The organism is Pseudomonas sp. NPDC047961 (assembly GCF_050272435.1).
Lineage (GTDB): Bacteria > Pseudomonadota > Gammaproteobacteria > Pseudomonadales > Pseudomonadaceae > Stutzerimonas.
In genome coordinates, this window is the sequence record NZ_JBNNMD010000001.1 from 1,072,166 (window position 1) to 1,087,661 (window position 15,496).

A 15,496-nucleotide genomic window follows, 5' to 3' on the forward strand; every position below is an offset into this window, starting at 1 on the left:
GCCCGTCTCCGTCAGATAAAGAGTTTGCGCAGGCGCTGAGAAACAATGTCGATCACGCTCACCACCGCCACGATGACGATCAGCAGCGCGCAGGTCTGGCTGAACTGGAAGCCGCGGATGGCCTCCCAGAGAATCACGCCGATGCCGCCCGCACCGACCATGCCCACCACGGTCGCCGAGCGCACGTTGGACTCGAAGCGATACAGCGCGTAGGAAATCCATAGCGGCAGCACCTGCGGAATCACACCGAAAATGACTTCCTGCAGTGCGCTGGCACCGGTGGCCCGCACGCCTTCTACCGGGCCCGGTTCGATGGCCTCCACCGCTTCGGCGAACAGTTTTGCGAGCACGCCGGTGGTGCCGACGAACAGCGCCAGTACGCCGGCAAAAGGGCCAAGGCCGACCGCGACGACGAAGAGCATGGCGAAGACCATCTCGTTGATCGAACGGCACGCGTCCATGACTCGCCGTACCGGCTGGTAAACCCACCAGGGCACGATGTTTTCGGCGCAGAGCACGCCCAATGGAATGGCACAGAGGATCGCCAACACCGTGCCCCAGAGGGCGATCTGTACGGTGACGATCATTTCCTTCAGGTAGAGCTCCCAGTTGCCGAAATCCGGGGGAAAGAAGTCGGCGGCAAAGGTTGCCATGTTGCCGGCGTCACGGATCAGCGTAAGCGGCTTCATCTCGGCGCCCTGCCAGGACCAGCCCAGCAGTGCGAGAAACAGTCCCCAGCCAACCAGCTTGAACCACGAGTGTTTCTGTGGTGCGGCAACAGGGGTAGGTGCGGTCAGAGAGGTCATGGATGCTCCGGCGAACGAAATGCTGGCCGCCGCTTGCGCGGCGGCCAGTGGATCAACCTGCGGTGGCGGCTGCGGGTTTCTGCTGGAGCTCGGCCATGCGCTGCTCGAGCGCAGCGAGCTGGGCGTCCAGTTCCTTCAACTGAGCCTGCTTGTCGCTTTCGTCCAGCTTGGCGTTGTTGGCGACTTCGCTACGCTTCTTGAACAGCTCCAACTGACGGATCGGCAGCAGTTGGTCATCATCCGAGGCGCGGAACTTGGCCCACTGCAGGTCAGCCAGCACGTCCATTTCGCCGGGCTTGTCGCCGTAGGTCATGAAGAACTCGCGAATGTCCGCTTTGGTCGCTTCCGGCAGGTTTTTGCGCCAGACCATGGGGTCCGCTGGAATCAGCGGCGAGGTCCAGATCACCTTGAGCTGCGCGGCCTTCTCCGGCGCGGTCAGCTCCAGACGCTCCATGCTCTCGTTGTTGAAGGTGCCGACGTCTACCTGCTTGTTGGCGACCGACAGTGCATTCACTTCGTGGCTGCCATTGAGCGAGCGCTTGAAGATCTTGTTGGCGTCTACCTTGTTCTTGGCGAAGACGTAGTAGCCCGGCACCAGATAGCCTGAGGTGGAGTTCGGATCGCCGTTGGCGAAAGTCAGGTTGGAAGCATTCTTGAGCATGTCGTCGACAGAACCGATGGGGCTGTCCTTGTGCGCCACCAGCAGGCTGTAATAACCCGACGCCCCGCTGGACGCGACGGTCTGGGCGAAGATCTCGCCACCGGCGCGATCAACCGCTTCCATCGCCGACTTGTTGCCGTACCAGGCCAGGTCGACCTTGTCGAAACGCATGCCCTGGATGATGCCGGCGTAGTCCGGCGCGAAGAAGGCATTGATCTTCATCCCGGTACGCTCGCTCATGGCAGCGAGGAAGGGATCCCAGACGGTCCGCAGATTCTGCGAGGATTCTGTAGAGATGATGCCGAAGTTCAGTTCCTTGTTATCGTCGGCGTGTGCGCCGCCCAGCAGGGACCCGGTCAGTAAGGCGGAGGCGGCCAGAACGCGGCCTATACGATTGAACATGGAGTAGCTCCTGTCATTGGATGACTTTTGGGTTGGCATGACGTGGGATCGGAACGGCGGTCTCAGGCCCGAGCCAGACTCAGCGTGCGGGTCTGCGCCGGCACGGGAGCGGCCGCGGCAGGCGAGCGGGCCTGATCGGAAAACAGCAAGCTGGCGTCGAGGTCGGCACCGTAGAGATCATTGAGAAGCCGCGAATCCAGGTCGGCACAGGCGCCGTCGTAATGGATGCGCCCATCCTTCAGTGCCACCGCTCGCTGGCAGTAGCGCAGGGCGTAGTCGACTTGATGCAGCGTCACCACGACGGTCTTGCCGTCCCGTCGGTTGATGTCGGCGAGAATGTCCATGACCTTGCGTGCGGATTCGGGATCGAGCGAGGCGATTGGCTCGTCGGCGAGTATCACTTCGGCCTGCTGCGTCAGCGCGCGGGCGATGGCCACGCGTTGCTGCTGACCACCGGACAGTGTGGAGGCGCGCTGCTCGGCGCGGTGGGCCAGCCCCACGCGGTCCAGCGCAGCCAGCGCCTGCTGCTTCTGCTCGGCACTGAACATGCCCAGCGAGCCACGCCAGCGCGGCATGCGGCCAAGAAAGCCCAGCAGCACGTTGTCCAGCACACTGAGCCGGTTGACCAGGTTGAACTGCTGAAAGATGTAGCCGATGTCGGCACGCAAGCGCCGTACGTCGCCGTTAAGGCGTCCTGCGGACTGCATTTCGCGCCCTAGCACGTGAATGCTGCCGCCGCTGCGATCGCCACAGGCCAGCCCGGCGATGTGCCGCAGCAGTGTGGACTTGCCAGAACCCGATGCGCCGATCAGCGCGACCATTTCGCCCGGTTGCACGGACAGCGCCAGATCATGCAGGGCAAGTTTGCCTGCGAAGGTCTTGTTCAGACTGTCGACACGGATAACCGCACTCATGGACCGACTCCTCATCGAGAACGATGGCCACCGTCGGTGGCCATCAGATGAGGCGTTACGTTAGGTGCGACCAATGTCGCTTCGGTGAACAGACTATGACCGTTCAGTGACTTGTCTAAACAGGCGCAGCGGGCCAGACAGAGGCGTATCGCCGCTCACCGTCTAGCTCGCATGCCGGCGCGTGTTGTGGGTTTAGCGGGTTATTTCGGAATGCCGCTTACTTGATCGCCAATCCCTGATTGGTGCCGATCAAACCAGCCCTGATTGACCTCCAAGGCATAGCGCCCCGGCTCGCGGGAACAGCGAATTGCGGTGCTCAACGGCTCCAGGTCGATGATGTCAACGATGCGCCCTGACTCGTCCATGAAGGCTGCAGACAGGGGAAGTGGCGTGTTTTTCATCCATAGACAGTGCCGGCGAAAATCATCGAAGCGAAACAGCATGCCGTGGTCTGCCGGCATCTCGGTGCGCTCCATCAAGCCGCGTTCGCGTTCATCCGGGGTGCGCGCGTACTCCGCCTTGAGCCGAGCATCGCCGACTCGCAGATCGAGCGACGGCTCACCGGCACTGGCCATCGATGTCACAACTAAAGCGATAAGGGGCAGCAGCAGCGCGGTAGGCATCGACGAGCAGTCCTCGAATCGGGAAAAGCGGGAGCGAATAAGCGGCGTAAGCATATCCGCAAGCATTGCTACTCTTCAGCGACCGGTGCATCGACCGAAACCTGATCGCTGTCGCCGTAGCGCTTCTGACAACGCTCACAGTAGAAAGCGCGGCGCTTGCTGCGGCCCAGCGACTTGGCTTTGACGAAGGGAATCTTGCAGCGCGGACAGGTGGTTTTGGTATGCGCGAGCCAGTGCGCTTTGAGCGTGCCCTCTCGCTTCCACTGCAGGAACTCAAAGCTGTAGGTCCGGACTTCACGCGTCAGCTCCCTGAGCTTCGGCGCAGAGAGATCGCCGATCAGCGAAAGCGGATGGATGCGGGTGCGAAACAGCACCTCGTTCTTGATGATGTTGCCGGAGCCGGAAAACAGCGTTTGATCCAGCAGTGCATCGCAGGCGAGCAGTCGTGGCCGGGCGCGTAGCTTCTTCAGCGCGGCGCGGCCGTCCCAGGCGTCACTCATCACATCAGCGCTCCAGTCGTAAGCCTCGTCCAGCGAACCTTCGATGAATTGAACCGAGCAGCCGTAGAAATTCAGCTCACCGTTCGGGAAGCCCAGGCTCAGGCGCGGCGCGGATTCCTTGCGCTCGTTGATCCTGTAGCTACCGAACAGCAGCAGGTGGATACGCAGGGACACATCGTCCAGCTCGATCAGGAAGTGTTTGCCCCAGCTGCGAAACGACCGCACCGTCTGGCCGACCAACCTGGACTTGTCCAACTTGCTATTCCCCTCCGCACGCTCGACGGTCTTGCCGGTGAACGCGGCAACTTCTTCGCGAAGGATGACGATGGATGGGCCTTCTGGCATGGCGTTATCGCTTCGGTGCGGGGACAGGAATATCGACTGGGACCTGACGAGAAGGTGCCGCGACGCTGCCCTGCTGTGCGAGGCGCGGAGTTCTTGCAGGCACCGCAAAACGGCGCGGAAGCGGATCGCCAGCAAGCTGGCTCCTACAAAAGCGGTGCGGTGGTCGTGCGCAACTATCTACGCATTCAAGGCAGGGGATCACGGATCGCCAAGTGTGCGTGCTGCGGTCTCGGCTAGCCCCGTAGGAGCCAGCTTGCTGGCGATCCAGGAGCCAAGGCACCCCGCAAAGACGGCGAATAAGCTCTGGAAACTACCAATCCAACTGCAGCCGGCTCTCGAACTGGCGCAATTCGCCAGTAAGCGGATCTTGAAACTCCAGACCACGCGCCAGCAGCTTGAGCGGGTTGGCGTAGTCGTCCTGATCACGCCGGCCGCGTTCCAGCAGCTCGGGATAGAAAGGGTCATTGCAGATGCCGGCCCCGAGCGTAGCCATCTGCAGACGCAGCTGATGCTTGCGCCCGGTGACTGGATAAAGCGCATAGCGCCAGAGTTCGCCGCGGCGTTCGAGCACCTCGATGCGCGTCTCGCTGTTGGGTTCGCCGCCGCCCCGCTTCATCAGGAAAAAAGGCTCGCCGTCGACCATGTGCAAGCGTTCATCACGCGGAAAGTCCAGATCAGGCAGCGCCGGGCAGATCGCCTCGTAACGCTTGTCGATCTTACGTTCGCGAAACAGCGCCTGATAGCGCCCGCGACTTTCGGGATTGGTAGAAAACAGCACCAGCCCGGCAGTCAGCCGATCGATGCGATGGATCGGCACCAGATTGGGATTACCCACACGCTTGCTCAGGCGCGCCAGCAGGGTCTCGTTGACATATTCCCCAGCCGGCATCACGGGCAGGAAGTGCGGCTTGTCCGCTACCAGCAGGTGCTCGTCGAGGTGCAGGATCTGCTCCTCGAAGGGAATTGGCTTCTCGTCCGGCACCTCGCGGAAGTAATAGACCTTCAACCCGACCTGATAAGGATGCGTCGCCTCCAGTGGCTGCCCGTCAGCGCCAAGTACGCGCCCTCGCACGAAGCGATCGGCCCAGGTGTCTCGGTCAATCGCCGGAAAGTGCGCGCACAGGCAGTCGAGCACCGTCGCCCAGTTGCCTTGGGGGAGATGCAGCGTGCTGCGAGCGTTTGGGACAGGCATGGACATGGTGACCGTCTGAACGAAGAGGCGCGAAATGATACTTCAACATCGCGGCCGAGCCGTGGCAGTTCCGTTGGCTGTCCTCGGCCGGAAGCGATTTCAGCCGCGACGAGGACGGCAGTCCATTTCATACCCTTTTGCCTACCGTCGCGGCGCCGAAGAAGAGGCTCGTCCGTCACCCAAGTGAACTTTCGGGAAACCCTCAGGGCACAGTCCGGTCCAGACGTGAACAGCCAGACAGAGGGTTGCGAAGGGCCGCTTCGTTGCGCAGCGCACGATGGCACCCTTGAGGTTCCAGCCCCTAGTGTCTGAACGCTCACGCCCAGACCACGCGAGGTTTCCATGGCAATGACAGTCGGTGATTACGTAATCGAACGCCTCTACCAATGGGGCGTGCGCCGCATTTATGGCTACCCCGGCGACGGCATCAACGGTGTGTTCGGCGCGCTGAATCGCTCCAATGAAAAGATCCGTTTCATTCAAGCCCGACATGAGGAAATGGCCGCGTTCATGGCTTCGGCCGACGCCAAGTTCAACGGCGGCCTGGGGGTTTGTATCGCCACGTCCGGGCCGGGTGCGGCGCATCTGATTACCGGCCTCTATGACGCCCGACTGGACCACATGCCGGTGCTGGCAATCACCGGTCAGAAATCGCGTACGTCACTGGGCAGCCACTACCAGCAGGAAATCGACCTGCCGGCGCTGTTCAAGGATGTATCCGGTGCGTTCGTCGAGCAGGCCAGCGCACCGCCGCAGGTTCGGCATTTGATCGACCGGGCGATCCGCACCGCAGTCGGCGAGCGCAAGGTCGCCACCATCATCCTGCCGAGCGACTTGCAGGACGCCGAGTACAGCGAACCTCCCCGCGCCCACGGGGCCGTGCATTCCGGCATCGGCTATACGCTGCCGAAGATGGTGCCCTACGAAGCTGACCTGCAGCGTGCCGCCGAGGTGCTCAACGATGGCAAAAAGGTCGCCATTCTGGTGGGCGCCGGTGCGTTGAATGCCACCGACGAGGTCATCGCCGTGGCCGAGAAACTCGGGGCTGGCGTTGCCAAGGCGCTGCTGGGCAAGGCTGCCGTGCCTGACGATCTGCCTTGGGTCACCGGCTCTATCGGCTTGTTGGGCACGGAGCCGAGCTACAAGCTGATGACCGAGTGCGACACCCTGCTGATGATCGGCTCAGGCTTCCCCTACTCCGAATTCCTGCCTGAAGAAGGTCAGGCCCGCGGCGTACAGATCGACCTCAAGGCCGACATGCTCAGCATCCGTTATCCGATGGAAGTGAATCTTCAGGGCGACTCGGCTGAAACCCTACGCGCGCTGCTGCCCATGTTGCAGGAGAAGACTGAGCGCAAATGGCGCAAGCGCGTCGAAGAGTGGCGCATGGATTGGGAAAGCGTGCTGGAGAAGCGAGCCCTGGTGGAGGCCAACCCGATCAACCCGCAGCGTGTCGCCTTCGAGCTGTCACCACGGCTGCCGGATTACTCGATCATCACCAGCGACTCGGGCTCCTGCGCCAACTGGTATGCCCGCGATGTGAAGATGCGCCGCGGCATGATGGGCTCGCTCTCCGGCGGCCTGGCTTCGATGGGAGCAGCGGTGCCCTACGCCATTGCCGCCAAGTTCTGTCACCCGGATCGCCCGGTAGTGGCGATGGTCGGCGATGGCGCCATGCAGATGAACAACATGGCCGAGCTGATCACGGTCGCCAAGTACTGGAAGGAATGGCAGAACCCGCAGTGGATCTGCTGCGTGTTCAATAACGAGGACCTCAATCAGGTCACCTGGGAACAGCGCGTGATGGAGGGCGACCCGAAATTCGAGGCGTCGCAGGATATTCCCAACGTGCCTTACCACCGCTTCGCCGAATCCATTGGCCTGATCGGCATCTACGTCGACCGCGAAGATCAGGTCGCGGCAGCCTGGGACAAGGCCTTCGCGGCGGATCGGCCGGTGTTGATCGAATTCAAGACCGACCCGGACGTACCGCCACTGCCCCCGCACATCACACTGGAACAGGCCAAAGCTTACGCTTCGGTACTGCTGCAGGGTGATCCGGATCAGGCCGGGATCATCAAGCAATCAGCCAAGCAGGTGCTCAGCAAGTTCATGCCTGGACGTGACAGGGATGAGGGCAAGGACAGGGGATGACCAAGCGTCCGGACGCCGCCATCCGCAGCATGCAGGTGGCGGCCTACCGCATCCCGACCGATGCGCCCGAGGCCGACGGCACCTTCCAGTGGGACGCCACCACTCTGGTAGTGGTGCAGCTCGAGGCCGGCGGCCAGGCCGGGCTGGGCTACACCTATGCCGACGCGTCGCTGGTGCGGCTGATCGAGGGTCATTTTCGCGATCTGCTTGAAGGCGCGGATGCGTTCGCCATTGGCCAGCTCAACGAGCGGCTCTGGGCGAGCGTACGCAACCTGGGGCGCTCCGGCCTCGCAGCCTGCGCCATCTCGGCGGTGGACACGGCGCTCTGGGATCTCAAGGCGCGGCTACTCGATCTGCCGCTGGCGCACCTGCTGGGCATGCGCCGTGAAGACGTCGCTGTCTATGGCAGCGGAGGCTTCACCAGCTACGACGATGGGCGCTTGCGCGAACAGCTGGGCCGCTGGGTACAAGAGGACGGCTGCCACTGGGTGAAGATGAAGATCGGTGCCGACTCGCCGCGTGATGCTGAACGCGTTCGCGTCGCACGCGAGGCAATCGGCGAAGCCGGGCTGTTCATCGATGCGAACGGGGCGCATACACCGCGCAGTGCCATTGCCTTTGCCCACCGCATCGCCGAGCTACAGGTCGGCTGGTTCGAGGAGCCGGTCAGTTCCGACGATCTGGCCGGGCTACGCCAGGTACGTGAAGCCCTCGGCGCCAGCGGCCAGGCCATGGATGTAACGGCGGGCGAATACGCCTACACGCCGGACGACTTTCGCCGACTGGCCGAGCACGGGTCGGTGGACGTGTTGCAGGCGGACCTTACCCGCTGCGGCGGTGTGAGTGGCTTCCTCCAGGCGGCCGGATTGTGTGAGGCATTTCATCTCGACCTGTCTGCGCACTGCGCCCCGGCGCTGCACCTGCACGCCTGCTGCGCCGCGCCGCGCTTTCGTCATCAGGAATGGTTTCACGATCACGTCAGGCTGGAGTCGCTGCTGTTCGACGGAGCGCCACAGGTTGAACGCAGCCGGATAGCGCCGGACCTGGCACGGCCGGGCCACGGCCTGACGTTGCGCGAGGCCGATGCTCGCCGCTACGCAATCTGACGGGGGACTCATGGTTTCACGGACGCAACTCAGGCTACTGGCCGTTGGCGCAACCACTACGCTGGGGCTCGCTGCACTGAGCTGGCAGAAACACGAGAAACGCGGTCGCGGTCTGCTGTTCAGCCCTAGCGAGGGCACCATGGTCGACGCTGCGCGGACGCTTAACCGTGGCGCGGGCTTGCTGGCCACCTCGGTGGCGCTGGACAGCGCGCTGGAGCATTACCGGGGGGATTTCCAGAACCGCGCCATGTACACGCCACTGGCGGCCTCGACGCTCTCGCTGCTGGCCAGCGGTCAAGGCCAGCAGGACCCGGACGCTTTCGCCAGTAAGGTGCGAGATCCGATCTACGTATTGACTGGCCTGACCGGGCTGGTCGGTGCCGGCTTTCACCTCTACAACGTGACCAAACGTCCCGGTGGCCTGAGTTGGAGCAACCTGTTCTATGCGGCGCCATTGGGAGCGCCCGCCGCGCTGGTGCTGTCCGGCCTGCTCGGGTACTACTCCGAACGTTTGCGCAACGCCAGTGGTGATGCTGTGCCTCGGGTGTTTGGCCTACCGGCCGGCAAGTCGGTCGCAGTGATGGCCGCTGCCGGCCTGCTCGGCACCACAGCCGAAGCCGGGCTGCTGCACTTTCGCGGCTCGTTTCAGAACCCGGCCATGTACCTGCCCGTGACCGCCCCGCCGCTCGCCGCCGCGCTGCTCGCCACCAGCGCCCTGACCAGCCCGCGGCGGCGACGGCTGCGCTGGGCGTCGCGCCTGGTGCTGCGCTTCACTGCCTTCATGGGCTTTGCCGGTGCCGGTTTTCACGCCTTGGGGATCGCTCGCAACAACGGCGGCTGGCGCAACTGGCGACAGAATCTGCAGGCCGGGCCGCCGCTGCCAGCCCCGCCAAGCTTCACCGGCCTAGCGCTGGCCGGGCTGGCCGCGCATTCGCTACTGGATGAGGAAAAGGAACTTGCCCAATACCGATGGTGGAAATGATGAACAACCGCTACCCCGACTACGACGTGTTGCGCAAACGCCAAGGGCCATCGTGGAACGAGCCGAGCCGTCAGGTCGTCGACCGCCGGCTGGCGGTGCCGCGCGAACACGGTTTTTTCAACACGACGCAACGACGCACGCTGGAGGCATTGTGCGAGCGCATCGTCCCGCAGCCAACGGATCGACCACCGATACCGGTCGCCGCGCTGGTGCAATTCAAGGTCGCCGAGGGACGTGGCGACGGCTACCGTGATGCGCGACTGCCTCCGCTGCAGCAGGCCTGGCCGCTCGGCCTCGACGCCCTCGACAGCGAAGCGCAGCAGCGCCATCAATGCTGTTTCGCGGAGTTGGCCGCAGCCGAGCAGGACGCACTGATCGCCGCCATGCAGCGCGACGAGCTGAACAGCGCCGCTTGGCAAGGCATGCCCGCCGCCGCCTTCTTCAGCCACCGCGTGGTGCACGACATCAGCGCCGCCTACTACAGCCACCCGACCGCTTGGAACGAACTCGGCTTCGGCGGCCCGGCCAGCCCACGCGGCTACGTGCGCCTCGCCGAAGACAGCCGCGACAGCTGGGAAGCCGCCGAAGCTCATCCCGGCGAAGAAGCCAAAGCCAGCAAGTTGAACCGCCATGTCCGCTGATCGACTACTGGATGCGCTTTATCACCCACGCGGCGGTGCCGGTCGTGCGCCGGATGTCTTCCAGCGCCATGGCTGGGTGCCGATGCGTGAATATCCGGAGCACGAGCCAGTGGACTTCGCCATTGTCGGCACCGGCGCGGGTGGCGGCACCCTCGCCTGCAAGCTGGCCGAAGCCGGCTTCTCGGTGGTCGCTTTCGACGCGGGTGCCTGGTGGCGACCGCTGGAGGAATTCGCCTCTGACGAGGCGCATCAGGAAAAACTGTTCTGGACCGACGAACGCCTGTGCGACGGCGAAAACCCGCTGAAGCTCGGCACCAACAACAGCGGCAAAGCGGTCGGCGGCAGCACGGTGCACTTCGCCATGGTCTCGCTGCGCATGCGTCCCGAGTGGTTCAAGGCGCGTTCGCTGCTCGGCTACGGGTTCGACTGGCCAATCGATTGGCAGGAGATGTGGCATTACTACGAAGAGGTCGAGCAGGCACTGAAAATCGCCGGTCCGGTGCGCTATCCGTGGGGCCCGAAGCGCCCCCGTTACCCTTATCGACAGCATGAGGTGAATGCTTCCGGCCTGGCATTGGCCAAGGCCTGCGAAGCCATGGGCGTGGACTGGGCACCGACACCCCTGGCGACGCTCTCGGCGCCGCGCGACAACGCGCCGCCCTGCGTCTACCGCGGCTTCTGCGTCACCGGTTGCTCGACGAATGCCAAGCAGAGCGTGTTGAACACCTGGATTCCACGGGCATTGAAGGCCGGCGCGGAGATTCGCGACCTGGCCATGGTGGGTCGCATCGAAACGGACGCCGATGGCCTCGCCAACGGCGTGCATTACCACCGTAACGGCGAGTGGCGCTTCCAGCGCGCACGCCATGTAGTGGTCGCTGGCTATGCCATCGAGACGCCGCGGCTGCTGCTCAATTCAGCGAACCCGCGTCATCCGGACGGGCTCGCCAATAGCAGCGGTCTGGTCGGCAGGAATCTGATGGTGCATACCAACCAGGCGGTGTGGGGGCGTGTCGATGAAGAGATCCGCTGGTACAAGGGGCCGCCATCGCTAGCGATCACCGAGCACTGGAACTATGAGGACCGCGGCAAGGATTTCCATGGCGGCTACGCGATCATGAGCCAGGGGCCGTTGCCGGCCGCCTGGGCTGCGACTCAGACCGGCAATCACGGTCTCTGGGGACAGGCGCTGGTGGATGAAATGGCGCACTACAACCATCAGGTCGGGCTGAAGATCGTCGGCGAGACACTGCCGCAAGAGCGCAACCGCGTTTCCCTCGCCGAGGAAAAAGACCAGTACGGACTACCCATCGCTCGGGTCACCTGGTCGATGGGTGACAACGATCAACGGTTGGTGGACCACTCCATCGACTTCATGCGCCGTGGTCTGGAAGGCATGGGTGCGCGTGACATCTGGAGCGAAGCAGACGGTACCGCGCACCTGATGGGCACCGCACGTATGGGCTACGACCCGGCTACCAGCGTGGTGGATGGTGACTGCCGCAGTTGGGACATCCCCAACCTGTGGATCTGCGACGGGTCCGTGTTTCCCACTTCCGGTGGCGTGAACCCCTCGCTGACCATCCAGGCCATCGCCTGCCGCACCGCAGACCGCATCTGTGAGCTGGCGGCCCGCGGTGAGTTGTAGCCTGTCGAGCTGTCAGTCTTCCTCGTCCAGCATGATCTTGCCGGTCGTGCCTTCCATCTGGAATTCGTACTTCTTGCCATCAGCTTTCAGGCCTTTGCCTTCCCAGCTCTTGTCGTCGACTTCCAGGCTATGCAGCTCGGTGTAGCCCGCCGCCTTGGCCTTTTCCATGGCCTGCTCGAAGGTAATCCAGTCAGCGCCCGGCGAGTCAGCCAGTGCGATGGTGCTGGTAGAACCCAATACGGCAATGGCAAGCGCGGCGGTCAGTTTCTTGTGATACATGGTCGATCCTCTCTGCTGAATGAGCGTTGGGCGTATGACAGCCCTGTTACATACGAGCAACATCAGTCATCGAGGGTTCATCGCAATTCGTCTGGAATGCGCCTTTCAGGGCTTCTCGATGGACACCAGAGCCGCTTCGTCGCCCTCACTCTGGAAGCTGATGCGAACCTGATCACCGGGTGAAAGCCCCTCCAGCTGCTCGCGCAGAGCCTGGAAGTCCATGGTCGCTGCTGGCCACTTCAACGCGGGAATCGGACCGTGCACGATGGTCACCACACCCCGCTCACGATCCAGGGCTTCGATGGTGCCAGTGGCGTGAATCACCGGCTCGGAAACCATCTCGGTGGCGGGGCCGCCGTTGATCTCCGGCGAACCCGTGGGCCCATCAGGCTTGAGCAGATCCTGGGCCAGCGCAGGCGGGGCGAGCAATATCAGGCTGAGCGTGACGCAATGGAATATCTTCATGGCAGACCTCCCGCAACAGGTGGACGTACCCTGTATTGGACAATGCCGCGGTGAGGTTTACTGCCCACCTGCGCCCCCGTCTCACGACGCCTCGTTCAGTTTCGCGTAAGCCGCGCCTCGTAACCTGTGAATCGTCGAAACCCACACAGGAAAACGAAACCATGAAAACACTCACTACGCTGATCACTGCCGCCACCCTCGCCCTCGGCGCCAACCTGGCCATGGCCCGCGATCTGGGACCGGATGAAGCTTTGAAGCTGCGCGATGCGGGCACCATCCAATCCTTCGAGAAACTCAACGAAGCTGCACTGGCCAAGCACCCCGGGGCCACCGTCGAGGAAACCGAACTGGAAGAAGAATACGGTCGCCACATCTATCAGGTTGAATTGCGCGACGACAAAGGTGTGCAATGGGACCTGGAGCTCGACGCCAAGACCGGCGAAGTACTCAAGGACCATCAGGACGACTAATGCGACCCGCCCCTCTTCTCATCATTCCACTGACCTTGCTGCTCGCCGCCACCCCGGTGGCGAGCCGCGACCTGGATCAGGATGAAGCCCTGCGCCTGCGTCGCGAGGGGCTGATCCAGCCGTTGGAAAGCCTGCTGAACCAGGCGATGGAGCGCCACCCCGGTGCCCGGCTGCTGGAAGCCGAACTGGAAGAAGAGGATGGCATCTACGTTTACGAGATCGAACTGCTGACTGCAGACGGCGTCGCCCGCGAGCTGGAACTGGACGCGCGCGACGGTCGTCTGCTCAAGGACGAAGAAGACTGATGCGCCTGTTACTGGTCGAAGACAATGTGCCGCTGGCCGACGAGCTGGTCGCCAGCCTTACGCGTCAGGGCTATGCCACCGACTGGTTGGCAGATGGTCGCGACGCCGACTATCAGGGCAGCAGCGAACCCTATGATCTGATCGTTCTGGATCTCGGCCTGCCTGGCAAGCCGGGGCTCGAGGTGTTGCGCGCTTGGCGTAGCCGAGGCCTGGCAACGCCGGTGCTGATCCTGACGGCCCGCGACTCCTGGGCCGAACGCATCGAAGGGCTGAAAGCCGGTGCCGACGACTACTTGACCAAACCCTTCCATCCCGAAGAGCTGCTGCTGCGTATCCAGGCACTGCTGCGGCGCGCCCACGGTGTAGCCAACCAGCCGTTGCTGCAGGCAGGAGGAATAGCCCTGGACGAAGCACGCCAGCGCTGCCACAAGGATGGTCAGGACATCGAACTGACCGCTGGCGAATTTCGTCTGCTGCGCTATTTCATGCTGCATCCCGGCCAGCTGATGTCGAAAACCCAGCTGGCCGAGCACCTTTACGACGGCGAAACCGAGCGTGACTCCAACGTCATCGAGGTGCACGTCAATCGCCTGCGTGGCAAGCTCGGCCGCGAGCTGATCGAAACCCGCCGCGGCCAGGGCTATCGCTTCGGCGGCGCGCCTTGAAGTCGATCCAGCGCAGTCTCAGTATCGGACTGATCTCGGTGCTGCTGCTGGTCGGACTGTTGCTGGTCCAGAGCAGTCTCTGGCTGTTCGAGTCGGGCCTGCGGCGCAACCTGGCCACCGATCTGCGGGAAGAGACCGAAGGCCTGCTGATGGCTGTTGTTCAGGGTCCGGAGGGGTTTGTGCTGGATTCGAGCCGGCTCAACCCTCGTTATCAACGCGCATTTTCCGGCCACTATTTCCGCATCGACCTGCCGGCGCGCAGCTGGCGCTCACGCTCACTATGGGACGCGGATCCGACCTGGCCGGCTGGCAATGGCATGGCCGAGGATCTGTTGGACGGCCCGCAGGATCAGCGGCTGTTGGCTTATCGAGCTAGCTATCGGCGCGACGGGCAAACCATCACCATCAACGTGGCGCAAGATTACACGCCCATCCTCAAAAGCTTTACGCAGGTTCGTCTCGGTGGTCTGGGGCTGGTCGGCCTGGCGCTGCTGGTGCTGCTCCTGCTCCAACGCTACGCAGTCAAACTCGCCATGCGCCCGCTGGAACGAGCGCGCCAGCAGATTGCGCAGCTGCAGCAAGGCCAGCGTCAGCAGCTGGACGTTCAGGCCCCGATCGAACTGCAGCCGCTCGTGGAGCAGATCAATCATCTGCTGGCGCACACCGACGACACCCTGAAACGCTCACGCCATGCACTGGGCAATCTGGGCCACGCCTTGAAGACGCCCCTGGCCGTGCTCGGCAGCCTGATTCGACGCGAGGAAATGGCAGCGCATCCGGAGCTGCAGGCCAGCCTTGCGGAACAGCTCGAGCAGATTCAACAACGGGTCACGCGGGAACTGGGCCGCGCACGCCTGGCTGGCGAAGTGCTGCCCGGCAGCTATTTCGATTGCGCCGCAGAACTCACCCCGCTGTTCGAAACGTTGCGGATGATCCACCGTCGGGATCTCGATCTGCATTGGAACAGCCATGAAGGATGCCGCTTGCCTTGGGACCGTGAAGACATGCTGGAGCTGCTCGGCAACCTGCTGGACAACGCCTGCAAATTTGCCCGGTCGCAGGTGCGGCTGACGATCGCCCCGATCACCGACGGCTATCTCATCTCAGTCGATGACGATGGGCCGGGCATCCCGACGGAACGTCGCGAAGCAGTGCTGGAGCGCGGCATCCGCCTCGATGAACATGCCGAAGGGCATGGGCTGGGGCTTGGTATCGTGCGCGATATTCTGGTTGCCTGGCGGGGTGAGCTGTCACTGGAGCAGAGCGAGCTAGGAGGGCTCTGCGTACGCATCCGCCTTCCGATGCAACGCAAAGGGTAGATACAGCGGAGCGGGTCGT

General features: G+C 63.1%; 17 protein-coding genes. 9 read left to right on the forward strand and 8 right to left on the reverse strand.

Annotation, left to right across the window (positions count from 1 at the left end; all coding sequences use genetic code 11):
- Positions 1 to 11: 11 nt before the first annotated feature.
- The 6 genes from phnE to ACQKIK_RS05115 all read right to left on the reverse strand — a co-directional run bounded on the left by phnE (position 12) and on the right by ACQKIK_RS05115 (position 5,449).
- Complete coding sequence (gene phnE, locus ACQKIK_RS05090) at positions 12 to 806, reverse strand: phosphonate ABC transporter, permease protein PhnE (protein ID WP_499134963.1); 795 nt, start codon at positions 804 to 806, stop codon at positions 12 to 14.
- 52 nt (positions 807 to 858) lie between these two features.
- Complete coding sequence (gene phnD / locus ACQKIK_RS05095) at positions 859 to 1,869, reverse strand: phosphonate ABC transporter substrate-binding protein (protein ID WP_499134965.1); 1,011 nt, start codon at positions 1,867 to 1,869, stop codon at positions 859 to 861.
- A 62-nt stretch (positions 1,870 to 1,931) separates the two neighbouring features.
- Positions 1,932 to 2,783: a phosphonate ABC transporter ATP-binding protein gene (gene phnC, locus ACQKIK_RS05100; RefSeq protein WP_499134967.1), complete on the reverse strand. Its 852-nt coding sequence runs from the start codon at positions 2,781 to 2,783 to the stop codon at positions 1,932 to 1,934.
- 200 nt (positions 2,784 to 2,983) lie between these two features.
- Positions 2,984 to 3,406 (reverse strand): DUF192 domain-containing protein, encoded by a 423-nt coding sequence (locus ACQKIK_RS05105; RefSeq protein ID WP_127840598.1) that lies wholly within the window; start codon positions 3,404 to 3,406, stop codon positions 2,984 to 2,986.
- 68 nt (positions 3,407 to 3,474) lie between these two features.
- Positions 3,475 to 4,251: a DNA-formamidopyrimidine glycosylase family protein gene (locus ACQKIK_RS05110; RefSeq protein ID WP_499134968.1), complete on the reverse strand. Its 777-nt coding sequence runs from the start codon at positions 4,249 to 4,251 to the stop codon at positions 3,475 to 3,477.
- 310 nt (positions 4,252 to 4,561) lie between these two features.
- A complete protein-coding gene (locus ACQKIK_RS05115; RefSeq protein ID WP_499134969.1) occupies positions 4,562 to 5,449 on the reverse strand; it encodes a pseudouridine synthase in 888 nt (295 codons plus the stop codon).
- Between the two features lie 336 nt (positions 5,450 to 5,785).
- On the opposite strand from ACQKIK_RS05115, the gene ACQKIK_RS05120 reads away from it, so the two are divergent.
- Genes ACQKIK_RS05120 through ACQKIK_RS05140 form a run of 5 tightly spaced genes read left to right on the forward strand, consistent with a single transcriptional unit; the run spans position 5,786 to position 11,974 of the window.
- Positions 5,786 to 7,597, forward strand: coding sequence for a thiamine pyrophosphate-requiring protein (locus tag ACQKIK_RS05120; protein WP_127838467.1), 1,812 nt, complete (start codon positions 5,786 to 5,788; stop codon positions 7,595 to 7,597).
- A complete protein-coding gene (locus tag ACQKIK_RS05125) occupies positions 7,594 to 8,703 on the forward strand; it encodes an enolase C-terminal domain-like protein (RefSeq protein WP_127838466.1) in 1,110 nt (369 codons plus the stop codon). Before ACQKIK_RS05120 ends, ACQKIK_RS05125 begins: the two co-directional genes overlap by 4 nt.
- Positions 8,704 to 8,713: 10 nt before the next feature.
- A complete protein-coding gene (locus ACQKIK_RS05130; protein ID WP_127838465.1) occupies positions 8,714 to 9,685 on the forward strand; it encodes a hypothetical protein in 972 nt (323 codons plus the stop codon).
- Complete coding sequence (locus tag ACQKIK_RS05135; RefSeq protein WP_127838464.1) at positions 9,685 to 10,326, forward strand: gluconate 2-dehydrogenase subunit 3 family protein; 642 nt, start codon at positions 9,685 to 9,687, stop codon at positions 10,324 to 10,326. The genes ACQKIK_RS05130 and ACQKIK_RS05135 overlap by 1 nt, the downstream gene beginning before the upstream one ends.
- Positions 10,316 to 11,974 (forward strand): GMC family oxidoreductase, encoded by a 1,659-nt coding sequence (locus ACQKIK_RS05140; RefSeq protein ID WP_127838463.1) that lies wholly within the window; start codon positions 10,316 to 10,318, stop codon positions 11,972 to 11,974. The genes ACQKIK_RS05135 and ACQKIK_RS05140 overlap by 11 nt, the downstream gene beginning before the upstream one ends.
- Positions 11,975 to 11,986: 12 nt before the next feature.
- Here ACQKIK_RS05140 and ACQKIK_RS05145 read toward each other — a convergent pair whose 3' ends face one another.
- Positions 11,987 to 12,253 carry a PepSY domain-containing protein gene (locus ACQKIK_RS05145; protein ID WP_045430236.1) on the reverse strand — a complete coding sequence of 89 codons (267 nt, stop codon included), beginning with the start codon at positions 12,251 to 12,253 and terminating at the stop codon, positions 11,987 to 11,989.
- A 105-nt stretch (positions 12,254 to 12,358) separates the two neighbouring features.
- On the reverse strand, positions 12,359 to 12,718 hold the full coding sequence (locus tag ACQKIK_RS05150; RefSeq protein ID WP_463287169.1) for a copper-binding protein: 360 nt from the start codon (positions 12,716 to 12,718) through the stop codon (positions 12,359 to 12,361).
- 161 nt (positions 12,719 to 12,879) lie between these two features.
- On the opposite strand from ACQKIK_RS05150, the gene ACQKIK_RS05155 reads away from it, so the two are divergent.
- The 4 genes from ACQKIK_RS05155 to ACQKIK_RS05170 are packed head-to-tail and all read left to right on the forward strand — an operon-like array spanning position 12,880 to position 15,477.
- On the forward strand, positions 12,880 to 13,188 hold the full coding sequence (locus tag ACQKIK_RS05155; protein ID WP_019339745.1) for a PepSY domain-containing protein: 309 nt from the start codon (positions 12,880 to 12,882) through the stop codon (positions 13,186 to 13,188).
- Complete coding sequence (locus ACQKIK_RS05160) at positions 13,188 to 13,493, forward strand: PepSY domain-containing protein (RefSeq protein ID WP_045430242.1); 306 nt, start codon at positions 13,188 to 13,190, stop codon at positions 13,491 to 13,493. Before ACQKIK_RS05155 ends, ACQKIK_RS05160 begins: the two co-directional genes overlap by 1 nt.
- Positions 13,493 to 14,158: a response regulator transcription factor gene (locus ACQKIK_RS05165; protein WP_045430245.1), complete on the forward strand. Its 666-nt coding sequence runs from the start codon at positions 13,493 to 13,495 to the stop codon at positions 14,156 to 14,158. The genes ACQKIK_RS05160 and ACQKIK_RS05165 overlap by 1 nt, the downstream gene beginning before the upstream one ends.
- Positions 14,155 to 15,477 carry a sensor histidine kinase gene (locus ACQKIK_RS05170; protein WP_499134972.1) on the forward strand — a complete coding sequence of 441 codons (1,323 nt, stop codon included), beginning with the start codon at positions 14,155 to 14,157 and terminating at the stop codon, positions 15,475 to 15,477. The genes ACQKIK_RS05165 and ACQKIK_RS05170 overlap by 4 nt, the downstream gene beginning before the upstream one ends.
- The last annotated feature ends 19 nt before the right edge of the window (positions 15,478 to 15,496 follow it).